Source organism: Weizmannia agrestimuris (genome assembly GCF_943193165.1).
GTDB classification, from domain to species: domain Bacteria; phylum Bacillota; class Bacilli; order Bacillales; family Bacillaceae_C; genus Weizmannia; species Weizmannia faecalis.
The window spans coordinates 1-21,151 of the sequence record NZ_CALPDC010000047.1; the positions used below are offsets into that span (position 1 = coordinate 1).

The 21,151-nt window shown below is 47.2% G+C and carries 23 protein-coding genes and 1 pseudogene; 3 read left to right on the forward strand and 21 right to left on the reverse strand.

All coding sequences use genetic code 11. The features are described 5' to 3' along the window. Positions 1–294 (forward strand): Rpn/YhgA-type helix-turn-helix domain-containing protein (locus NFR98_RS13465; RefSeq protein WP_496197722.1); only part of this gene is annotated, 294 nt, incomplete at its 5' end. Position 295: 1 nt separating this feature from the next. Further along, the gene (locus NFR98_RS13470; RefSeq protein WP_035190577.1) at positions 296–514 is read left to right on the forward strand and encodes a hypothetical protein; all 219 of its coding nucleotides are present in this window, start codon (positions 296–298) and stop codon (positions 512–514) included. On the opposite strand, the gene smpB is transcribed toward NFR98_RS13470, so the two are convergent. The 16 genes from smpB to fdhF form a co-directional block, all read right to left on the reverse strand. Beyond that, complete coding sequence (smpB, locus tag NFR98_RS13475; RefSeq protein WP_017551314.1) at positions 495–959, reverse strand: SsrA-binding protein SmpB; 465 nt, start codon at positions 957–959, stop codon at positions 495–497. The genes NFR98_RS13470 and smpB overlap by 20 nt on opposite strands. A gap of 39 nt (positions 960–998) precedes the next feature. Beyond that, positions 999–3,293: a ribonuclease R gene (gene rnr, locus NFR98_RS13480; protein WP_017551315.1), complete on the reverse strand. Its 2,295-nt coding sequence runs from the start codon at positions 3,291–3,293 to the stop codon at positions 999–1,001. A 27-nt stretch (positions 3,294–3,320) separates the two neighbouring features. Continuing rightward, complete coding sequence (locus tag NFR98_RS13485) at positions 3,321–4,070, reverse strand: alpha/beta hydrolase (protein ID WP_013860182.1); 750 nt, start codon at positions 4,068–4,070, stop codon at positions 3,321–3,323. A 192-nt stretch (positions 4,071–4,262) separates the two neighbouring features. After that, positions 4,263–4,496 (reverse strand): preprotein translocase subunit SecG, encoded by a 234-nt coding sequence (secG, locus tag NFR98_RS13490; RefSeq protein WP_017551316.1) that lies wholly within the window; start codon positions 4,494–4,496, stop codon positions 4,263–4,265. Between the two features lie 226 nt (positions 4,497–4,722). Then, positions 4,723–6,018: a phosphopyruvate hydratase gene (gene eno / locus NFR98_RS13495; RefSeq protein WP_014097476.1), complete on the reverse strand. Its 1,296-nt coding sequence runs from the start codon at positions 6,016–6,018 to the stop codon at positions 4,723–4,725. A 228-nt stretch (positions 6,019–6,246) separates the two neighbouring features. Beyond that, a complete protein-coding gene (gene gpmI / locus NFR98_RS13500; RefSeq protein WP_251460316.1) occupies positions 6,247–7,782 on the reverse strand; it encodes a 2,3-bisphosphoglycerate-independent phosphoglycerate mutase in 1,536 nt (511 codons plus the stop codon). Next, positions 7,775–8,536 carry a triose-phosphate isomerase gene (gene tpiA, locus NFR98_RS13505; protein WP_013860187.1) on the reverse strand — a complete coding sequence of 254 codons (762 nt, stop codon included), beginning with the start codon at positions 8,534–8,536 and terminating at the stop codon, positions 7,775–7,777. Before tpiA ends, gpmI begins: the two co-directional genes overlap by 8 nt. 26 nt (positions 8,537–8,562) lie before the next feature. Further along, positions 8,563–9,747, reverse strand: coding sequence for a phosphoglycerate kinase (locus tag NFR98_RS13510; protein WP_017551319.1), 1,185 nt, complete (start codon positions 9,745–9,747; stop codon positions 8,563–8,565). Positions 9,748–9,836: 89 nt separating this feature from the next. Beyond that, a complete protein-coding gene (gap, locus tag NFR98_RS13515) occupies positions 9,837–10,844 on the reverse strand; it encodes a type I glyceraldehyde-3-phosphate dehydrogenase (protein ID WP_014097472.1) in 1,008 nt (335 codons plus the stop codon). Positions 10,845–10,909: 65 nt separating this feature from the next. Then, positions 10,910–11,938: a sugar-binding transcriptional regulator gene (locus NFR98_RS13520; protein ID WP_026684781.1), complete on the reverse strand. Its 1,029-nt coding sequence runs from the start codon at positions 11,936–11,938 to the stop codon at positions 10,910–10,912. A 134-nt stretch (positions 11,939–12,072) separates the two neighbouring features. Continuing rightward, complete coding sequence (locus NFR98_RS13525; RefSeq protein ID WP_014097470.1) at positions 12,073–12,318, reverse strand: glutaredoxin family protein; 246 nt, start codon at positions 12,316–12,318, stop codon at positions 12,073–12,075. Positions 12,319–12,511: 193 nt separating this feature from the next. Continuing rightward, positions 12,512–13,846 carry an RNA polymerase factor sigma-54 gene (gene rpoN, locus NFR98_RS13530; RefSeq protein WP_017551322.1) on the reverse strand — a complete coding sequence of 445 codons (1,335 nt, stop codon included), beginning with the start codon at positions 13,844–13,846 and terminating at the stop codon, positions 12,512–12,514. A 199-nt stretch (positions 13,847–14,045) separates the two neighbouring features. Next, positions 14,046–14,171, reverse strand: coding sequence for a hypothetical protein (locus NFR98_RS15785; RefSeq protein ID WP_014097468.1), 126 nt, complete (start codon positions 14,169–14,171; stop codon positions 14,046–14,048). Positions 14,172–14,185: 14 nt separating this feature from the next. Next, a complete protein-coding gene (locus NFR98_RS13535) occupies positions 14,186–14,404 on the reverse strand; it encodes a heavy-metal-associated domain-containing protein (RefSeq protein WP_014097467.1) in 219 nt (72 codons plus the stop codon). Then, entirely contained in the window at positions 14,397–14,903 is a 507-nt protein-coding gene (locus NFR98_RS13540; RefSeq protein WP_035184079.1) for a helical membrane plugin domain-containing protein, read from the reverse strand. The genes NFR98_RS13535 and NFR98_RS13540 overlap by 8 nt, the downstream gene beginning before the upstream one ends. A 71-nt stretch (positions 14,904–14,974) precedes the next feature. Further along, the gene (fdhF, locus tag NFR98_RS13545; protein ID WP_017551324.1) at positions 14,975–17,968 is read right to left on the reverse strand and encodes a formate dehydrogenase subunit alpha; all 2,994 of its coding nucleotides are present in this window, start codon (positions 17,966–17,968) and stop codon (positions 14,975–14,977) included. A 129-nt stretch (positions 17,969–18,097) separates the two neighbouring features. Between fdhF and NFR98_RS13550 the strand changes: the two genes are divergently transcribed. Further along, entirely contained in the window at positions 18,098–18,316 is a 219-nt protein-coding gene (locus NFR98_RS13550) for a PCI domain-containing protein (RefSeq protein WP_014097463.1), read from the forward strand. A 308-nt stretch (positions 18,317–18,624) separates the two neighbouring features. Here NFR98_RS13550 and NFR98_RS13555 read toward each other — a convergent pair whose 3' ends face one another. The 5 genes and pseudogenes from NFR98_RS13555 to NFR98_RS13575 all read right to left on the reverse strand — a co-directional run. Next, positions 18,625–19,923 carry a globin-coupled sensor protein gene (locus tag NFR98_RS13555; protein ID WP_017551326.1) on the reverse strand — a complete coding sequence of 433 codons (1,299 nt, stop codon included), beginning with the start codon at positions 19,921–19,923 and terminating at the stop codon, positions 18,625–18,627. Between the two features lie 240 nt (positions 19,924–20,163). Continuing rightward, positions 20,164–20,397 carry a hypothetical protein gene (locus NFR98_RS13560; protein WP_017551327.1) on the reverse strand — a complete coding sequence of 78 codons (234 nt, stop codon included), beginning with the start codon at positions 20,395–20,397 and terminating at the stop codon, positions 20,164–20,166. A 1-nt stretch (position 20,398) separates the two neighbouring features. Further along, positions 20,399–20,497, reverse strand: a complete 99-nt coding sequence (locus NFR98_RS15935; protein WP_488168119.1) for an Rpn/YhgA-type helix-turn-helix domain-containing protein — start codon at positions 20,495–20,497, stop codon at positions 20,399–20,401. Positions 20,498–20,627: 130 nt separating this feature from the next. Continuing rightward, the gene (locus NFR98_RS13570; RefSeq protein ID WP_014097458.1) at positions 20,628–20,855 is read right to left on the reverse strand and encodes a hypothetical protein; all 228 of its coding nucleotides are present in this window, start codon (positions 20,853–20,855) and stop codon (positions 20,628–20,630) included. Next, positions 20,852–21,151 (reverse strand): annotated as a pseudogene (locus NFR98_RS13575) (DUF4351 domain-containing protein); the annotation flags it as partial. The gene NFR98_RS13570 and the pseudogene NFR98_RS13575, both read right to left, overlap by 4 nt.

A 21,151-nucleotide genomic window follows, 5' to 3' on the forward strand; every position in this document is an offset into this window, starting at 1 on the left:
GATTATTATTTAAAATTGAACGAAAAAGAGGAGGCGGAAGTAATGGAAAACATTAAAATGCTGGATCCGGACGAAGCAGAGCAAGTATTAAAGCTGCCGAATTCTTACTTTGACCGCGGGTATAAGAAGGGGAAAGAGGAAGGAAGAGAAGAAGAGAGAAAAGAATTGCTGCAAACGATTCCAATTGCCATCAAAATGTTGCTGGCGGGTATGGATCTTCAATTAATTGTAGAAAAAACCGGTCTGAGCCAGACGGAAGTGGAAAAAATAAAACAGCAACTGGAGAATTTATAAGATGGAAGTCAGGCTCCCTGGTGAGGATGGAAAAGAAGTTGTCTTAGACTTGCCAAATGCAACAGTTGGAACAATGGCAAGGCAAAAGCCGTTAGACCCCTCTTTCCCTCAATTGAAAAAGCCATTTCTTAAGGGAAGCGCGCAATCTTCAATCCGGCGCTTTCCCTTTTTTTCGCTCAAAGAGCCGTCATCCTGTTTTTCTAGTGCTGGCGTGCTTTAAAGGCACGTTCAATCTCGCGGGCGGCTTCTTTCTTCTTCAGGGATTCACGCTTGTCATAATTCTTTTTCCCGCGGGCGACGCCGAGCAGCACTTTTGCATACCCATTTTTAATATAGATTTTGAGTGGGATTAAAGCATAACCCTTTTCTTTTGTCACACCGGCCAGCCGGTCAATTTCTTTCTTGTGCAGCAAAATTTTCCGCGGGCGAAGCGGGTCATGATTGTACCGGTTCCCCTGCTCATACGGGCTAATGTGCATCCCGTAGACAAAGACTTCCCCTTTTTCCACACGGGCAAACGAGTCGCGCAAATTTACGCGGCCGGCCCGGATCGATTTGATTTCTGTCCCCTGCAGGACAATGCCTGCTTCATATGTTTCTTCGATAAAATAATCGTGGCTTGCTTTCTTATTTTGCGCCAGCACTTTCCCTTCGCCTTTTGGCATTTCGTTTCCCCTCCGGTGAAGGTTCCCGGAAAAATCCGGTTACCTTCGATTTGCTTTTTTCTTTTTCTTTTTCGGCGGCCTTGTCGCCCAGTCTTCGCCGGCATGGCGCGTTTTTTGCGGCCGGGCAGAATGGGCGCCGCGCACTTTGACGATCTTTTTCGGGCGTTCTTCCGTTTTTTCGCGGCGGTTGTTTTTCATGCCGACAATTTCAAAATCAATATTGTGTTCGTCTTTGTTCACATTGAGCACGCGGACGCGGATTTCATCGCCAATGCGGAATACATTTCCTGTCCGCTCGCCGATCATGGCATATTGCCGCTCATTGTAATGGTAATAGTCATCTGTCATATAGCTGACATGGACAAGCCCTTCAATGGTGTTCGGCAGTTCGACAAACATGCCGAAATTCGTAACCGAGCTGATAATCCCATCGAACTCTTCCCCAATTTTGTCTTCCATAAATTCGGCCTTTTTCAGCTCATCCGTATCCCGTTCAGCTTCTACTGCCCGGCGTTCCATTTTCGAGGCATGGTCCGCAATTTCCGGCAGCAATGCTTTCCATTTTTCTTTTGTCTTTTCATCCAATTTTCCGCTGATCAAATAAGCGCGGATCAACCGGTGGACAATCAGGTCCGGATAACGACGGATCGGCGAGGTGAAATGCGTGTAAAATTTCGTTGATAAGCCGAAGTGGCCAATGCATTCCGGATCGTACTTCGCCTGCTGCATCGACCGCAGCATGACCGTCGACACGACCATTTCCTCAGGCCGCCCGGAAACCGTATCAATGATTTCCTGCAGCGCGCGCGGATGCACTGAATTGGCTGTGCCGCGCACAATCAGGCCGAAGTTGGTAATAAATTCAAAGAACCGCTGCAGTTTCTCCGCTTTCGGCTCTTCGTGGATCCGATAAATAAACGGCACGTCCAGCCAGTAAAAATGTTCGGCAACCGTTTCGTTGGCAGCAAGCATAAATTCCTCGATCAGCTTTTCTGCAACCGACCGCTCACGCAACACAACATCCGTTGGTTTGCCCTTTTCATCGACAATGACTTTTGCTTCTTTAAAATCAAAATCAATAGCGCCGCGCTCCATCCTTTTTTTGCGCAAAATCTCCGCGAGTTCGGCCATTTGTTCAAACATTGGAACGAGCGGCTCATAGTGTTTTCTAAGCGCTTCGTCGCGGTCGACAAGGATTTTATTAACGTCCGCATACGTCATCCGCGCGGTCGTTTTGATGATGCTTTCAAAAATTTCATGATGGACAACGTGGCCTGTTTCATCAATTTCCATTTCGCATGACAGCGTAAACCGGTTGACTTGCGGATTCAGGGAACAGATGCCGTTTGATAAACGGTGCGGGATCATCGGGATGACGCGGTCAACAAGGTACACGCTCGTCCCGCGTTCAAATGCTTCACGGTCAATCGGTGATCCTTCCCGTACATAATGGCTAACATCTGCGATATGGACGCCGAGCTTGTAATGGCCGTTTGCCAGTTTTTTCACGGTAACGGCATCATCGAGGTCTTTTGCATCGACCCCGTCAATCGTTACAATCATTTCCCCGCGCAAATCACGGCGGCTGCCAATCTCGTTCTCATCAATTTCTTCCGGCACCCGGTTTGCCTGTTCGAGCACTTCATCCGGAAATGCCTGGGGCAGCCCGTACTGATGGATAATCGACAAGATATCGACACCGGGATCATTTTTATGGCCGAGAATTTTGATGATTTCGCCTTCCGCATTTTTCGTGCCTTCCGGATAGGCGGTAATATGGACAATCACTTTATGGCCTTCGACAGCACCGCCGTTTGCTGTTTTCGGAATAAAAATATCGCTGCCGAACCGTTTGTCATCGGGTACGACAAATCCGAAATGTTTGCTTTCGACGTATGTGCCGACAAGTTCTGTCTGGCCGCGCTCAAGAATGCGCACAACGGTTCCTTCCTGGCGCTGGCCTGAGCTTTTGGTGGACACACGGACAATAACGGTGTCTCCATTTAATGCATGGTTCGTTTCATGCGGCGGGATAAAAATGTCGTCCATCCCGGGTTCATCGGGTGCGACAAAAGCAAAGCCTTTCGGGTGGCCGATCAGTTTCCCGCGTACGAGATTCATTTTTTCCGGCAGGCCGTAACGGTTGCTTCGCGTGCGGACAATGAGGCCTTTTTCCTCCATATAAACGAGCACTTTTACAAATGCTTTGAACTCGGAAGAATCGTCAATGCCGAACGCTTTTTCCAGTTCCTGAACCGTCAGCGGCTTGTACGTCTCTTCTTTCATATAAGATAAAATTTTTTCAACATCTTGCTGTAGTTGGTCTTGTTCCATTTATTTCCCTCCTTTTTCGGGAAAATTTTAAACCGACCAGTCAAGCGACTCCAGAAATGTGTATACATCTTCGTGAAGTTGGTCTTTTTCGCCATCGAGTGTAATGACATGGCCGGAGTTCTCATACCATTTGAGTTGCTTATGGTCTGTTTCCACTTCTGAATAAATAATATTGGCGCTTTCCGGGCGGATCATTTCATCATGGCGCGCTTGTACGACAAAAACAGGCGCATAAATGTGATCGACATGGTTGCGCACATCCTGAATAAGCTCTTGCAGCGATTGCAGCGTATGCATCGGCGTTTTTTTAAATTCCCGCATTTCCTGTTCGATCTGCGCTTCGCTTTTCCCTTCGAACTGTTTATATTTGCGGGCATACGCAACCACGCCTTCATACATCGTTTGCTCGCTTTTTATGTACATGGGCGCGCACATGGTGATAATTCCCTTTACAGGTACAGTGTAACCTAATTTTAAGGAAAATACCCCGCCCAGTGACAATCCGGCCACTGCAATTTCATGATACCCTTTTTCTTTCAATAACTGGTAGCCGTTCATGACATCCTGCCACCAGTCGCTTGGGCCCGTATGCAAAAGATTTTCAGGCGGTACCCCGTGCCCTTTATATTGCGGCGCATGGCAAGTGTATCCTTTTTTTTCAAGGAAGCGCCCGAGCATCCTGACATCGGCGCTGCTTCCGGTAAATCCGTGCAAAAGCAGTACAGCCCTCTTGCCGGCTTCAAATAAAAACGGTTTGGGTGGTACAATTCTCATCATCCGTAAAAAACGCCTCTTTCCTGCTGTTTTTCTTTGGGCCTTTGTTCATTTTATTTGTAACAAAGACGTTTCGGAATTGCCAGCAATCCGCATAAAAATACCCGGCCTGGATTTTGGGACCGGGATGGGTGTCTTAAAGTTTACAGGCATGTGCGGATAAGGCTTCTGAAAAGTTGCCTGATTTGCATACCCTTATAGGTTTACATATGCAAGTCCGATGGCCAGCAGGAAAAATAAAACAGCGAGCACAATCGTAATCCTGTGTAAGATCAGGTCAATACCACGCACTTTTTGTTTCCCGAAAAGCTGTTCAGCACCGCCGGAAATGGCGCCGGACAATCCCGTGCTTTTCCCGGGCTGGAGCAGAATGACTGCAATCAACAGAATTGAATCGATGATTAGTAACGTTAATAACAATGTATGCACAACTGCACACCTCCTGAGACGGGCAATACCTAATCTTGAGTGTACCATATTGGAGAGCGGGGTTCAACTACATTGGAACAATTGTCCGAAAAGGAACAGCGTCTTCCTGATCCGGCCCCCGTTTTGTCTTTTAGGGGTCCGGTGATGAAGGACGTTTTTTGGGTTCCGGGTTTTCCCATACAATCAAAAACTGCCCGGCTCTCACCGGGCAGCGTACCAAAGCCAATTATTTTTTCAAGTTGTAGAAAGTTTTTTTGCCAAGGAACTCGGCTGTTTCAGCCAGTTCGTCTTCGATGCGGAGCAATTGGTTGTATTTTGCTACGCGGTCGGTACGGGATGGCGCACCTGTTTTGATTTGGCCGGCGTTTGTTGCAACGGCGATGTCCGCAATGGTGCTGTCTTCTGTTTCGCCAGAACGGTGGGAAACAATTGCAGTATAGCCTGCACGTTTTGCCATTTCAATCGCATTGAAAGTTTCCGTCAAAGTACCGATTTGGTTTACTTTGATCAGAATGGAGTTGCTGATGCCTTCTTCAATACCGCGGGCAAGTTTTTCAGTATTGGTTACGAACAGGTCGTCGCCCACCAATTGGACTTTCTTGCCAAGGCGTTCTGTTAACATTTTGAAGCCTTCCCAGTCATTTTCATCCAAACCGTCTTCAATCGAAATGATTGGGTACTTCGAAATTAATTCTTCATACCAATTCACCATTTCTTCCGCACTCAGGACTTTGCCTTCGCCGGCTAAATGGTATTTATGGTCTTCGTCACTGTAAAGTTCGGAAGATGCAACGTCCATTGCAAGCAAAACTTGTTCGCCTGGTTTGTAGCCGGCTTTTTCGATGGCTTCAATAATGGTAGAAAGGGCTTCTTCATTCGATTTCAAGTTTGGTGCAAAACCGCCTTCGTCACCGACAGCAGTATTATAACCTTTCGCTTTTAAAACAGAACGCAGGTTGTGGAAAATTTCAGCACCCATGCGCAACGCTTCTTTGAAAGTCGGAGCGCCGGCAGGCATGATCATGAATTCCTGAATGTCCACGTTGTTGTCAGCATGCGCACCGCCGTTTAAGATGTTCATCATCGGAACCGGCAGTTGTTTTGCGTTGAATCCGCCAAGGTATTTGTACAAAGGCAAATCCAATTCGTTTGCTGCAGCACGGGCAACAGCAAGGGAAACGCCAAGGATGGCATTTGCGCCAAGTTTGCCTTTGTTCGGTGTGCCGTCAAGTTCGATCATTGCTTTATCAACGCCGACTTGGTCAAATACATCGTAACGGCCGATAATCGCTTCAGCGATCGTGTCGTTCACATTTTTAACAGCTGTTTCGACACCTTTACCGAGGAAACGGCTTTTGTCGTTGTCACGGAGTTCAACGGCTTCGTATTCACCTGTAGAGGCACCGCTTGGCACCAATGCGCGGCCAAAACCGCCGTCTTCTGTGTAAACTTCTACTTCAACAGTTGGGTTGCCGCGCGAGTCCAATACTTCGCGTGCATAAACATCAGATATTAAAGACATCTTCTTATCTCTCCTTTTTCAATGCATAAATGGGGTTTTCATCACTTTGCCCGGCACTTTCCAGGCATGGCGCTAAGGGCACGTCTGCGGGAAATTTTCCCGGCATGCCCCCGGGTGTCATCCCTTTCCATGCCGCAGCACCTTCCAGGCATGGCGCTCCCGTTTTTAGGGCGTCACTTTCAACGCATTTGGCCCGATTTTCCTTTTATCAGGCTTCCCCACACAGGGTCATTTTTTAATCAGGCTTGTGCCTGTCATTTCTTTCGGTTTTTCAATGTTCAGCAGATCAAGCATGGTCGGTGCCAAGTCGGCAAGAATACCGCCGTCACGCACTTCAACATCTTTTTTCGTGATGATGACCGGAACCGGGTTTGTCGTATGGGCTGTCATCGGTTTGCCTTCCGGTGTCAGCACTTCATCCGAGTTACCGTGGTCCGCCGTGATAATGGCATAGCCGCCTTTTTCAAGGATCAGGTCCACGACTTTGCCGAGGCATTCATCGACTGCTTCGATCGCTTTAATGGTTGGTTCCAGCATGCCGGAGTGGCCGACCATATCCGGGTTTGCAAAGTTCAAAATGATGGCATCTTGTTTGTCATTCCGAATTTGCTCCAGCAAAGCATCCGTTACTTCATAGGCGCTCATTTCCGGTTGCAAGTCATATGTTGCCACCTTAGGGGAGTGAATTAAAATTCTTTCTTCCCCTGGAAATGGTTCATCACGCCCGCCGTTCATAAAGAACGTCACATGCGGATATTTTTCAGTTTCTGCAATCCGCAGCTGTTTTAACCCGTGCTGTGCCAATACTTCGCCGATTGTATTGTCAAGGCCGACCGGTTTGAAGGCAACATAGCCTTTGACCGTTTCCGAAAAATGCGTCATGCAGACGAAGTACAAATCTTTCGGATGATTCGGGCCGCGGTCAAATGCACGGTAATCTTCATTCGTAAAAGCATTTGAAATTTGGATGGCACGGTCCGGGCGGAAGTTGTAGAAAATGACCGAATCATGGTCCTGAACCGTTGCCACCGGTGAGCCGTCTTCTTTTGTAATCACAGAAGGAATAACGAATTCATCAAAGATCCCGTTTTTATAGGAATCTTCAATCACCGCCATTGGGTTCGGATATTTCGGGCCTTCGCCGTATGCCATGGCGCGGTACGCTTTTTCCACACGGTCCCAGCGCTTGTCACGGTCCATGGAATAGTAACGGCCGGTAATCGTTGCGAATTCGCCGACACCGTATTCTTTGAATTTTTCTTCTGTTGCTTTGATGTATTTTTCCGCTGTTTTCGGGCCCACGTCACGGCCATCAAGGAATGCATGGACGTATACTTTTTTCACACCTTGATCGGCTGCGAATTTCAACAGCGCGAACATATGGCGGATATGGCTGTGCACGCCGCCGTCCGACAACAAGCCGAATAAGTGAAGGCTTGTCCCGTGTTTTTTCACATTTTCAACCGCGCCGAGGAAGGTTTCGTTCTTTTCAAACTCGCCTTCTTTGATCGACATGTCTACGCGCGTCAGATTTTGGTAAACGATACGCCCTGCACCGATGTTTGTATGGCCGACTTCCGAGTTCCCCATCTGGCCATCAGGAAGGCCGACGGATTCGCCGCTTGCGCCGAGCTGATTGTGCGGGAACTCTTTCCAGTAACGGTCAAAATTTGGTTTTTTTGCTTGGGCTACAGCATTGCCGTATGTTTCTTTCCGGCAGCCGAAGCCGTCTAAGATGATTAATGCCACAGGTGCTTTACTCATGGCTTACCGCCTCCAATAATTGCAAATAAGATTGCGGGTCAAGGCTTGCGCCGCCCACTAATGCACCGTCAATATCCGGTTGTTCCATGAATTCTTTAATGTTGCCGGGTTTTACACTGCCGCCGTATTGAATTCGGACACTGTCAGCAACATCCTGGCTGAATTGGTCCGCGATGGCACTGCGGATATAGGCACAAACTTCGTTGGCATCTTCGGCAGTCGAAGATTTGCCTGTTCCGATTGCCCAGATTGGTTCATAGGCAACGACAACCTGTTTTGCCTCGTCGCCGGAAAGCCCGGAAAAAGCAGCTTTTACCTGTGAGCCGACGATTTGTTTTGTTTCATTGTTTTCCCGTTGTGCCAGTGTTTCTCCCACGCATACGATTGGTGTTAAATGATGGGCAAAAGCAGCTTTCACTTTCTTATTGACTGCTTCATCCGTTTCATTAAACATTTCACGGCGTTCAGAGTGTCCCAGTATGACATATTCAACATGCAAATCCGCGAGTGCAACCGGGCTGATCTCGCCTGTAAAAGCACCGCTTTCTTCATAGTGCATGTTTTGGGCGCCAATTTTTACGCGGGTGCCTTTTGTTGCTTCCACCAGGCGTTCCAAAAAGAGCGCAGGCGCACAGATGACGCTGTCGACAACAGATTCGCCAGGTACCGAATGTTTTACCTCTTCGACAAAAGCCAGCGCTTCCGGCAAGGTTTTATTCATTTTCCAGTTCCCCGCAATGATCGGTTTACGCAATAAGGACACTCCCTTTCCTGATAAAATTATTTGTCATTTAAAGCTGCGACGCCAGGAAGTGTTTTCCCTTCCATAAATTCAAGCGATGCGCCGCCGCCCGTTGAAATATGGTCCATTTTTTCTGCCAGATGGAATTTTTCAACAGCTGCCGCAGAGTCGCCGCCGCCGATGATGCTGTAAGTGCCGGTTGCAGCCGCGAGCGCTTCTGCAACGCCTTTTGTCCCGTTGGCATACGCGTCCATTTCGAATACGCCCATCGGTCCGTTCCAAATGACGAGTTTCGATTCTTTGATGACTTTGGCATACAGTTCAACCGTTTTCGGGCCGATGTCAAGTGCCTGCCAGTCAGCCGGAATTTCTTCAATTGCTACTTCTTTTTTGTTGGCCGTTTCGGAGAATTCGTCTGCTACGACCGCATCAACCGGCATATAGAAGTTGACGCCTTTTTCTTTCGCCTTTGCCATAAAAGATTTTGCAAGGTCAATTTTGTCTTCTTCAAGCAGCGATTTGCCGATTTCATGGCCTTGTGCTTTGACGAACGTATAAGCAAGGCCGCCGCCGATGATCAGGTTGTCGACTTTATCCAGCAAATTGTCGATGACGCCGATTTTGTCTTTGACTTTCGCGCCGCCGATAATGGCAGTAAAAGGGCGTTCCGGATTGGACAATGCTTTGCCGAGCACATCGAGTTCTTTTTGCATTAAAAAGCCGGATACTGCAGGAAGGTAGTGGGCGATGCCTTCCGTTGATGCATGTGCGCGGTGTGCAGCACCGAAAGCATCATTGACATAAAGGTCAGCAAGTGCAGCAAATTCTTTTGCCAGTTCCGGATCATTTTTTTCTTCGCCAGGGTAGAAACGGACGTTTTCAAGCAAAAGCACGTCGCCGTTTTCCATTTTCGCGATTTCCGCCTTAACCGATTCGCCATAAGCTTCATTTGCTTTTTTGACGTCTTTTCCAAGCAGTTCGCTCAGGCGTTTTGCAACCGGTGTGAGGCGCAACTCTTCCACAACCTGGCCCTTAGGACGGCCGAGGTGGCTGGCAAGAATGACTTTCGCACCGTTTTCCACCAAATATTTGATCGTTGGAAGGGCAGCACGGATTCTTGTATCATCCGTTACATTGCCGTCTTTTAACGGAACATTGAAGTCGACACGGCAGAAAACGCGTTTGCCTTGCAATTCAACATCTTTAATCGATTTTTTGTTCATGGCAAAACGAACCTCCTTTTGTTTTACAGGCATTGAAAAAAGGGAGAGGGGATTCTTCCCCAACCCCCTGCAACGTTTTATCGTTCAAATTAAAGGCCTTTAGAAGCGATGTATTCAACAAGGTCAACAACGCGGTTGGAATAACCGAATTCGTTGTCATACCAAGAAATGACTTTTACCATGTTGCCTTCGATAACCATTGTGGATAATGCATCAATGGTCGAAGAAACAGTTGTATGGTTGTAGTCACGGGATACAAGCGGTTCTTCGCTGTATGCGAGAATGCCTTTCAATTCGCCTTCAGCCGCTTCTTTAAATGCTGCGTTTACTTCTTCAACCGTTACGTTTTTGCCAAGTTCAGCAACAAGGTCAACAACAGAAACGTTTGGAGTCGGAACGCGCATGGCCATACCGTTCAATTTGCCTTTCAGTTCAGGCAATACAAGCGCAACTGCTTTAGCAGCACCGGTTGTAGTCGGGATGATGCTTTGTGCAGCTGCACGTGCACGGCGATAGTCTTTGTGCGGCAAGTCAAGAATTTGCTGGTCGTTTGTGTAAGAGTGAACAGTTGTCATCATACCGCGTTTGATTTCGAATTTTTCTTGCAGCACTTTTGCAAACGGCGCCAGGCAGTTTGTTGTGCAGGAAGCATTCGAAATGACGTTATGGTTTTTAGGATCGTATTTGTCTTCGTTAACGCCCATTACGATTGTAATATCTTCGTTTTTCGCAGGAGCGGAAATGACGACTTTCTTTGCGCCTGCTTCAAGGTGTTTTGCAGCCCCTTCACGGTTTGTGAAACGGCCTGTTGATTCAACAACAACGTCAACACCGAGGTCGCCCCATCCGAGATTTGCAGGTTCGCGTTCAGCCAAAACTTTTACTTTATGGCCGTCTACAACGATGGAATCACCGTCAACAGTGACTTCTTCTTCCAGGTTGCCATGAACAGAGTCATATTTTAACAAGTGTGCAAGCATTTTTGCGTCTGTCAGGTCATTGATTGCAACGATTTCAACATTAGGATTGCCTAAAGCAGCACGGAATACGTTACGTCCGATACGTCCAAATCCGTTAATACCAACTTTAACTGCCATTTGTGTTTCCTCCTTGAGTCGTAAAGATTTTATATTTCAAAAGGGTTATCCCTTTTAAAAACAGGTTAGCGCCAAGCGAGAATTTGTTTTGCTGCCCCTTCGTCCGTAATCAGAACAGTGGATTCCGGTTTCGTGTTCATGTAGGCTTTAATGGCCTTTGCCTTGGATGCCCCGCCGGCAACCGCAAAAACATGGCGGATCCGGTGCAAATCCTCGAGTTGCAGGCCGATCGTCCGGACCTTGTGAACAATTTCACCCTGTTCGTTAAAATAGTACCCGAACGCTTCGCCGACTGCATGCCCACGGATGATTTTCTCCATCTCTTCTTTTCCGGTCTTGCGGCGTTCTGCCATCGTCATGGCTTCGCCAATGCCGTGCAGCACAATATCCGCTTGTTTAATAAGGGTAAGGACTTCTTTAATGGACGGCTCGTTTACGACCGATTTGTACACTTCCGGGCTGACCTGGTCAGGCACGTATAATACCCTGTGTTTTCCGCCGGTCCTTTCCGCCATTTTTGCGCAGATCGTGTTGGCCTGATTTGCGACATCTTCACCAATTCCGCCTCTGGCCGGCACGAACAGCAGCTGCCTCTTGGCACTGATGTCGGGAGTTAACACATCTGCGACTGCGGCCATCGTCGATCCTCCGGTTACAGCGATTATATTGTTTCCCGTTAAGGCGGCTTTCATTCTTACAGCACAAGCCCTTCCAAGCTCGTTTTTCACCCACGGTTCTTTGTCGCTGTCCCCTTGAACCACGACCACGTCTTCGAGGCCCAAAGCTTGTTTCAGCTTTTCTTCCGTTTCATTTATACCCGATATTTCTCTCATCATGCTTTCCATATTTTGTAACAAGGCAGCACCATCATTTGTCACCGACATGCCCGAGGGTTTTACGTCAATGAGCTTTTGGTTTTTCAAAAAATCCGTTTCGCTCCGAAGAATGCGTTCTGACATGCCAAGCATTTGTGCCAATGTTCTTCTTCCCACCGGTTCCGCAAAAGAAATGGAACGGAGAATCCGGTATCGTTTTTGCATGACAGCGAGGATATCGGGGTATAATTTTTTTTGAACCTCTATCAACGATCGCATAGATAATGTACTCCCTTAAATAATTATGTAGGTCGTGTTGAGTCCCACAGAGACATTTTTTGTCCCACCTGCTTCAAAAAAATTACCCTCGCTACATGTTTCATTCTAGCAGGATAAATTTTGCATTTCAACTATTATTGCTCATGAATTTCATGTAAGCGCTCCTTTATGGCAAAAAGGTGAATCCGCCCATATCCGAGCAGTTCCCCTTTGTACTCGATAACCGGGATCATAAGGCCGTATTTTTCCGTCCATGCATCGCACGCTTCGATGTCTTTTTCAATCAGCCGGAACGGGATTTCCTTTTGCAGGAGTTGCAGCTGTTCTTTTGCTTCCGCACAAAGCGGGCATTGTTTTCTTGTATATAGCACCAGTTCCATTTTAAAATCCTCCCCCTTTCCGGCCATTCGTGGCAGGCACATGGGCTGTGCTCCCGACCCGATATACCCAAATGCCTGATCCGTTATTTATTTATTTCAAAGTGTGTGCGAAATTTGCCCGTTCCCGTCCGATTCGTCCTTTTTTGCCGGCGGATGAAACGCGAAACTTCCGTTTTGAAAAAATATTCCCGGCTTATTCGTACCTTTTTCTTTTGGAAGATGACGGAATGCCGAGCTGTTCGCGGTATTTCGCCACTGTCCGGCGCGAGATTTCAAACCCTTTTTCATTTAATACGGTCACAATCGCCTGGTCGGAAAGCGGCTTCCGCTTGTCTTCCCCGCTTATAAGTGCTGAAATTTCATTTTTGACCTCGGCGCTTGATGCTGCTTCTTCCCCGCCGGCAGAACGAACCGGCAAGGCGGTCGTGAAAAATGTTTTTAATGGGAAAGTCCCGAATGGCGTTTCCATATACTTTTCTCTCACTGCACGGCTCACCGTCGACTCGTGCATCCCGATGTCATCCGAAATTTCTTTCATCGTAAGCGGCTTCAAATGCCCTTTTCCATATAAAAAGAAATCCCGCTGTTTTTCAAGCAGTGCTGCGCCGACTTTTAGCAGCGTTTCTTTCCGGCTTTCGATGCTTTTTCGGATCCAGTAATATTCCTGCGTTTTTTCTTTTAAATAACGGGTGACGCCGGCATCTCCGGCCGGGTTCATGCTTGCATAACTTTCATTCAAACGGAGTTTTGGAACCTGGTTTTCTACAAGATACAATTCGAGCTTTCCCGCATGATTTTTGACCAAAAGATCGGGAACGATGTATTGCGGCCGATCTGCCATAAAACCGGATCCAGGACGCGGGTTTAACGTCTGCACATAATCAGATACCCGCTGGATTTCCTGCAGGGATATATCAAGTTTTTTCGCAATGCCTCTCCATTTTTTTTCGGCAAAATCGAGAAAATGGCGGCTGATCAATTCTTCCGCATGCCCGGGCGCATCCGGATCCCTTTTTATCTGGATCAGTAGACATTCCTGAAGCGATCTTGCGCCGATTCCGGCCGGATCCAGCGACTGGAGAATGCCAAGTGCTTTTTCGGCGTCTTCTTCGGAAATGGCAGCCATTTTTGCCGCTTCCTGAACCGAGATGGCAAGGTAGCCGTTTGCATCCAGATGGCGCGCATAAAGTTGGACCGCTTTCAAAATCTTGTTTGATAACGCTTTCATATCCAATTGGCTGATCAAAAAGTCTGGAAGTGTTTCCGTCTGTGCAGGAATTTGTTCAATCCAGTTTTTGTCCTGGCTTTTTTTCTGCCCCTTTACACGGCTCAGCCCGGAAAAACGGGAATCGACCAGTTTAATATTGGCGCTGGACAGTTCGATGAGAGGATTTTCCGCAGCTTTTTCTTCCAAAAAAGATGCGAGCTCCTGGGATGAGAACTGAAGAACCTCGATTGCTTGTTTTAATTCCTGGGTCATTGCCAGTTTCATTGACTGCTTTTGCCACAATCCGACTTGAAGATCCATAACATTCCCCCCTTGGCAATGATAAAAGGCTTCTCTTGCTATTGTCTTTTATTTTACAACATTTTTGTGTTTTAGTATATGCAATGGCAAGAAGTCCCATGCTTCCGGGGATATGGGCAGCCGGCAAACGCAGACGCCATTTTTTTTGCCGGAAAATTTGCGCACATAAATGGCGTTGCGGTGCCGCAACGCCATTTGCTTAATTTTCTTCTTCAAAATCGAATTTCCGGTCGGTCCGGCAGTTTTCACAGACATAAAGCACTCTTCTTGATTCCGCTTCGTTTTCTTCCGGTGTTTGGGAACCGCAGATTTCGCATACTTTCAAGTGCCTTCCTCCTTTTATGGTTCCATCATTTCAGCACGGTAACCCTGCTCCGTCACGGCTTGCATCATATCGTGGCAGGATGCCGATTGGTCATTATAGGTAAAAGTCGCTTCTTTTCTTGCCAAACTGATTTCAATATCGCGGACGCCCCAGACTTCATTCAGGGCGCGGCGGACTTTGGCGGCATCTTCTTCATTCACCATATCACTTACTTTCAACATCCCTTTAGCCAATGTCCGTTCCTCCTTCAGGAAGCGAATGGTTTTGCTCCATGGCTTCCCCCATCCCCGCCAAAATGCCTGTCATCATGGCAAGCGACCGTTTCACTTCCGGGGAGCGCATGCTTTTTCCGAGCTTCCACAGACTCTCCTGGCCCCCGGATTGGGCTGCTTTTTCAAACCCGCTCGTGATGCCTGACAAGATCGTTTGCAGTTGTTCCGGATCGATGGCACCTAAAAATTTAAATACGTTCATCCCGTTTTTGACGACATGGTACATGGTGGGCTGGTTTAGTTGCCCTAAGGCAATTTCGGCAACGTCAACGCGGTTTTGGAGCAAACCTTCCATCGCATTAAGCACGCCCATGCCATCCAGCTGTTTGATGATCTCTAACAGTTTAATCAGTGATTCCCCGTTTTCGGCGGCTGCCTTTACAACCGCCGACAGAGAGGCTGCCTGCCATTCTTCCGGGGCCGGATCCACTTGTTTAATTTGCCTGATCGCCTTCGCCATATGCTTTCCCTCCCGGCTTTATTAATTTCACGGCCGGAACAGAGCCTTCCCGTCCGCGGATTTCTTTCTCATTACCGGCCCGTCCCGTTTGCCTGATCACCTTCGCCATATGCTTTTCCTCCCGGTGAAAATAATGCCGTGATCGGGATAAAGTCATCCCGCTTCCATTTTTCTTCCACTCTTACACTGATTTGCGGAATCCGATTGCCATAACGGTGGTTCACCTTTGGCAGCGGCGGTTTTCCTTTTTCCTCTAAAATCTCCATTTTTACGCCCATTTCTTTATAGTTCGGGGTATGGGTCACCCTGTCATGATAGCTGCTCGTCAGCCGGTTCACCATTTCATCCTCTTTCCGGGCGTTCATCGTTAAGTACAATTCTTTTCCTTGTACCCGCCCGGTCACAACGGCCCGTACTTTCACCTTTCCGTAAGGCGATGTCAGCCGTACAAGCGCCCCGTCTTTTATCCCCCGTTCACTTGCTGCCTCCGGTGAAATCTCAAGCCACGGCTCCGGCACTTTGTGATGGATGCCCGGAGAACGGTCCGTCAAATTCCCTTCATGGAACTGTTCCAGCAAGCGGCCGTTGTTAAGATGGTAATCAAATCCCTCCCCGGCTGAAAAAGGCGGTTCCCAGTCAACCGGTACCAGTCGGGCTTTACCGTCCGGAAAGGCAAAACGGTCTTGATATAGAAGCGGTGTGCTCGTACCGTCTTTTTTAACCGGCCATATTTGGCTGTTAAACCCTTCCAGTCTCTCGTAGCTGATGCCTGCAAAGTACTTTGCTAGGCTTGCCGCTTCTGCCATGATTTCGCCGGGGTGCTGGTAATGCCACTGGGCTCCCATTTTGTTCGCGAGCTCCTGAAAGATGACCCAATCCGGCTTCGATTCACCCATCGGTTCAAATACCTGGTAAAAGCGCTGGATGCGCCGTTCCGTATTTGTAAACGTCCCTTCTTTCTCAAGGCTCGGCGCAGCCGGCAGGATCACATCGGCAAATTGGGCCGTTTTGCTGAAAAACACATCCTGTACAACAAAAAAGTCGAGCTTTTCCAGATGTTCTTCCACAAAATTAATATTGGAATCAACGATCGCCATTTCTTCACCGAACAGGTAGAGGCCCCGGAGCTTGCCGCTTTTTATCCCGCCGATCATTTGATGATTGTCAAGCCCCGGGTTTTCCGGAAGTTTGACCCCCCAAGCCTTTTCGTACCGTTCCCTCACTTCATTATCTTCTACTGGTTCGTAGCCCGGGAACCAAGCGGGCATCGTTCCAAAATCACAGGCGCCTTGCACATTGTTGTGCCCTCTGAGCGGATATGCCCCCGTCCCAGGGCGGCCGTAATTACCGGTAACCAATAACAAGTTGGAAATGGCCGTGCTTGCATCCGTCCCGCATGTGTGCTGGGTGATGCCCATCGCCCAAAGAATGCATACGGATTTGGCTTCATGGATCATCGTTGCCATTTTGATTAAGTTCTCTTTCGAAATGCCGGTTTTCTCCTCGGCAAACGCCAGCGTGTATTTTTCCAGTGAAGCTCTGAACTTGTCTAGCCCTTTGACCCTGGCTTCAAGAAATGCTTTGTCTTCCCAGCCCTGATCGAGAATGTATTTTGTCACGGCGTTAAGCCAAATCAAATCTGTGCTTGGCTTCGAATGAATAAATAAATTGGCGCGGCTGGCCAGTTCGTTTTCCCTTAAATCGACGACCATAAGCTTTTGTCCATGCAATTTGTGCGCCCGTTTAATGCGTGTCGCAAGGACAGGATGGGATTCGGCCGGGTTCGCCCCCACCGTAACCACCAAATCCGCCTGCTGGATATCCCGGATGGTGCCGGAGTCCCCGCCAATACCAACGGTCCGCAAAAGCCCTGACGTTGCCGGCGACTGGCAGTAACGCGAGCAATTATCCAGATTATTTGTACCGATGATCGCGCGGGCGAATTTTTGAAAGAGATAGTTTTCTTCATTCGAACATTTAGATGAAGCAATAAAGCCAAGCGCGTCCGGCCCGTGCTGTTCTTTTATTTCCTGCAATTTGCTTGCGATCAGATTCAGGGCTTCATCCCAGCTTGCTTCAACAAATTCTTCCCCTTTGCGGATCAACGGCTTTGTTAAACGTTCTTCGCTGTTGACGAAGTCCCACCCGAACTTTCCTTTGACACATGTCGAGATGCCGTTTACTGGCGCATGTTCCTGCGGCTCGACTTTTAAAATGTGGCGCCCTTTTGTCCAAATTTCAAAACTGCAGCCGACACCGCAATAGGTGCAAACGGTTTTCGTTCTTTTGATTCTCGATTTTCGCATTGCCGCTTCCATTTCGGATATTGCAAAAATCTCTTTATATCCCGGTTCGACTTCTTTAGTGAGATCGATCATCGGCTCCAGCACTTTTTGCGGAATGCCGGTTAAATACCCTGCTTCCCCGAGCATGGACTTTTCCATAAGCGCATTGCACGGGCAGACCGTGACGCAATGGCCGCAAGATACACAAGAGGACTCATCGATGGGAACATCATTGTCCCAGATCACTCTTGGCACTTCCCGGTCCCAGTCAATCGTCAATGTTTCATTGACTTGCAAATCCTGGCAGGCCTCAACACATCTTCCGCAAAGAATGCACTGGTCCGGTTCATAGCGGTAAAAAGGATGGGATTGGTCCGGCGGGTAGGGTTTAGCTTCAAACTGGTATTTTTGATGCTCGATTTCAAGATGCTCGGCCGTGTTATGGACAACACAATTGCCATTATTGTTGTCACACACGGTGCAATAAAGCTCGTGGTTTTTCAGAATCCGTGACATTGCTTCATATTGGGCATCTTTTACAGGTTTGGAACCGGACTCCACTTCCATTCCCGGCTCTACCTTGGTTGCACATGCCCGCACCAGATTCCCGTTTACGTTCACAAAACAGGTATCACAAGTTTGAATCGATCCGAGATTCGGATGGTAACAGATCGCGGGGATGTACATATCGTGGGCGTTGGCCACTTCCAAAATCGTTTGCCCTTTACGCGCCGCCAGTTCTTGCCCGTTTATTCGAATCGAAAAGGTTGCTTCTTCCATCATCGGTCCCCCAATCATGCCTTTTTTATTAGGATTGCCAATTGACTTTCTTCTATAACTGATTTGGGATTGTTTCTTTACCATTTTGCGTATAATAAAAGTAGATTTTTTTAAAAAGGGGATCAAACCATGGAACAAGCGGAATTGTTTGAACGAATCAAAAACATGATTATCTCATCCACAAAAGAACCGAAATATACTGCACTGTCTACTGTCAAGCTTGCCGATCTATTTGACACGGACCCTCGTGAAATAGAGAGGGTCATCGGGGAATTGGTTGAAAAAGGAAAACTGAAGAAATCCAAACTTGAGGAACCGCCGCACGCGGAAATCTATTCCTTGCCTTGACTTGTCCCGCTCCCTGCATCCGGCAAAGCGGTTTCGAAAAAATGAAAAAACATGGGTGTAAGCTTGCATAAGCCGGCTTTGGATGCTACCTTTAAGAAAGGGAAAGCTGCAAACGGTTTAAATGGCCGGAGCATTTTGTGTGGGGGAGGGGAATCTATGAACGGGTTTATGAAAAAACAATATTTACCTATGATAATCGTTGCCATCGCCTTGGGCATTATGATGGCCCCATTTGTTTTAAACTTGATTGCCTATCTTGCTTTGCGATAAATTTTATTGGTAGTTTCTGTTAAAAAAGCGGGAATTTTTCAGATTCCCGCTGCATTGTGGAGTTTTTCAGCCGCGGCCGCGACCCCGGCGCTGGCTGTTTCAATTTCTTTTACAGTATTGACGAGTTCTGCTATATGGCCTTGGACGGTTAAAGCAGTTTGTTTGCTTTGTTTGACCGTGGCGGTAATTTGCTGGAACGATTGCCCTGCCTCTTCCGCGCTGCCCAATCCGGAGTGAATGGCGCTGTCAACTTGGATTAAAGAATTTTTAACATCCAAATTGTATTGCCCTGAGGCGGATAACATCGATTGGATCTGCCCTGCCAGCTTTTTCGTCTCCTCTGATAACTTCCGGATTTCTTGAGAGACAATCGAAAATCCTCTACCATACTCTCCGGCCCGTGCTGCCTCGATGGCTGAGTTTAACGCGAGCAGGTTGGTCTGGTCAGCGATCTCTTTCACAGACAGCACCACATCTTCAATCTGGCGGGAAGAGTCGCTCAGATTCTCGATCGTTTCCATCATTTCTTTTGTACGGGTGGCAATCATTTTGACATCGCGGATCAGGATGCCCAGCTTTTTTTGCCCCTCTGCTGCCGATGACTCGGCATAGCTTGCTTCCCGGCTGCTCTCAATAGCCATTTCATCCGTTTTTTGCAGATTGAAACCTAAAGATTCTACCGAAGCTTGGGTTTCCTCTGCCAGCGCAACCAAACCTTCACTGATTTGTACCATTTGTTCTTTCAAATCGTGCTGCCCGTTTTGATACTGCTCATTCAGTCTCCTGATCGTCTCATTTTCGTAAGCTTCAAGAACGATTTGTTGTTCAAAACTCAATATTTTGCTGATGGCAGCCGAGATGATCCGGACTTCTTCTTTCCTGCCGATTTCTTGAAAAAGGATATCGTTCAAGACATTTTGAATATTTTGGAAAGAACCGATATACCAGCCGTGTTCAAGGCCGATCCGGTAATGCGTGCTTGCAATCTGCAAGCGTTTTTCGACAAAATTTTTGTTGATGTTGCCTTGAAACATTTCAATAAGATGGACCCTTAACGTTTTTTGGAGCCGCTCAACCGTACTGTGTTTTTCAATGATATCCCTCAGCTCCTGCACTTGCAAAATCGCATCATAAAAGGCCTTGACAATTTTGTCAATATATTTTTGTACAAGGGGTTGTGCACTTTTTATGATTTTTAAATCTTCTTCTGTCAGGTGAATCAATTTCAATCGTTCCGGAATGCCAGGTTGATCGAGATCGATGGAAACCTCCATTTTTTCTGCATTTTCCAATACGCTGCTGTGTTTATCTGATTTCAACTTATAATACAGACCCATTCTGCCTTCCCTCCTATCGATGCCAGTCAAAAATGAACATCAGATACGCCCCACCTATGTCTTTAGACCTATTATACAATAATTTTTCCTTATTTCTATCTTTTCAATAAAAGAATCGTTCCCCTTTTTCTGTTGAAGCATTGTATGAGTGAGCGGGGTGAGGAGGAATGGCACAAGTTCTGAAAGGGAGGGGCTTATGTATAAGCCCCTCCCTGTTTTTTCGGTGATGGTGAAAAGCATTTACGGCTCCTGCCCTTCTACCTGCCTTTTGATTTTCATGATCTCATCTTCACTCAAGCCGGATGCTTGGGCAATGAGTTTCACATCCACTTGATTTTTTAACAAATTGACAATAAATCTTCTTAACCTTTCTTCACCTTCTTCTTTCCCCTTCTTATACCCGCGGTCAAAGTAAGAATTCGGCAAGTCTAAGACAACTTCTTTTCCATCCACACCGGGAAATTTGACTTCCATCTTATGAATACTCCAGTCGCTGTTTTATTTTTTCCACTTCTGTCTGGCTTAGGCCGGTCATCTCAACTATCAATTGTGGGTCCAGGCCATTCTTAAGCATCCTAACCACAATTGTTTGTAATAATTCCTTTCTCCCCTTTTCTACTCCTTCTTCTAATCCTTTTTATACCCGCGTTCAAAATAGGAGTTCGGCAATTTTAATACTTGCTCTGCTTCGTCATAGCTCAGGTTCAAGGCTTTTCCCCTTCTATCTGCCTTTTGATTTTCATGATCTCGTCTTCACTCAAGCCGGTTACTTCTGCAATGAGCTTCAAATCTAATTGCTTTTTTAACAAATTAGAAATAAATCTTTTTCTTAATCTTTCTTCACCTTCTTCCAATCCTTTCTTATACCCGCGGTCAAAATAGGAATTCGGCAATTTCAATACTTGCTCTGCTTCGTCATAACTCGGGTTCAAGGCTTTTCCCCTTCTATCTGCCTTTTGATTTTCATGATCTCGTCTTCACTCAAGCCAGATGCCTGGGCAATGACCTTCACATCCACTTGATTTTTTAACAAGTTGACAATAAATCTTCTTAATCTTTCTTCACCTTCTTCTCTTCCTTCCTCTTTCCCCTTCTTATACCCGCGATCAAAGTAAGAATTCGGCAATTTCAATACTTGCTCCGCCTCGTCCGGGTCCAGCATTTTAATGTTTTCCATTACTTCCGCCTCCTCTTTTTCGTTCAATTTTAAATAATAATCAAAGAAACC

Coding starts and splice junctions, on each gene's coding strand:
- NFR98_RS13540 (WP_035184079.1), bottom strand. CDS start 14,903: ATGGCGAAGGCGATCAGGCAAATTAAACAAGTGGATCCGGCCCCGGAA.
- gap (WP_014097472.1), bottom strand. CDS start 10,844: ATGGCAGTTAAAGTTGGTATTAACGGATTTGGACGTATCGGACGTAAC.
- NFR98_RS13550 (WP_014097463.1), top strand. CDS start 18,098: ATGGAACAAGCGGAATTGTTTGAACGAATCAAAAACATGATTATCTCA.
- NFR98_RS13555 (WP_017551326.1), bottom strand. CDS start 19,923: ATGGGTCTGTATTATAAGTTGAAATCAGATAAACACAGCAGCGTATTG.
- fdhF (WP_017551324.1), bottom strand. CDS start 17,968: ATGGAAGAAGCAACCTTTTCGATTCGAATAAACGGGCAAGAACTGGCG.
- NFR98_RS13485 (WP_013860182.1), bottom strand. CDS start 4,070: ATGATGAGAATTGTACCACCCAAACCGTTTTTATTTGAAGCCGGCAAG.
- eno (WP_014097476.1), bottom strand. CDS start 6,018: ATGTCTTTAATATCTGATGTTTATGCACGCGAAGTATTGGACTCGCGC.
- NFR98_RS13520 (WP_026684781.1), bottom strand. CDS start 11,938: ATGCGATCGTTGATAGAGGTTCAAAAAAAATTATACCCCGATATCCTC.
- NFR98_RS13510 (WP_017551319.1), bottom strand. CDS start 9,747: ATGAACAAAAAATCGATTAAAGATGTTGAATTGCAAGGCAAACGCGTT.
- smpB (WP_017551314.1), bottom strand. CDS start 959: ATGCCAAAAGGCGAAGGGAAAGTGCTGGCGCAAAATAAGAAAGCAAGC.
- gpmI (WP_251460316.1), bottom strand. CDS start 7,782: ATGAGTAAAGCACCTGTGGCATTAATCATCTTAGACGGCTTCGGCTGC.
- rpoN (WP_017551322.1), bottom strand. CDS start 13,846: ATGGATCTTCAAGTCGGATTGTGGCAAAAGCAGTCAATGAAACTGGCA.
- NFR98_RS13470 (WP_035190577.1), top strand. CDS start 296: ATGGAAGTCAGGCTCCCTGGTGAGGATGGAAAAGAAGTTGTCTTAGAC.
- rnr (WP_017551315.1), bottom strand. CDS start 3,293: ATGGAACAAGACCAACTACAGCAAGATGTTGAAAAAATTTTATCTTAT.
- NFR98_RS15935 (WP_488168119.1), bottom strand. CDS start 20,497: ATGCTTAAGAATGGCCTGGACCCACAATTGATAGTTGAGATGACCGGC.
- NFR98_RS13525 (WP_014097470.1), bottom strand. CDS start 12,318: ATGGAACTGGTGCTATATACAAGAAAACAATGCCCGCTTTGTGCGGAA.
- NFR98_RS13560 (WP_017551327.1), bottom strand. CDS start 20,397: ATGGAAGTCAAATTTCCCGGTGTGGATGGAAAAGAAGTTGTCTTAGAC.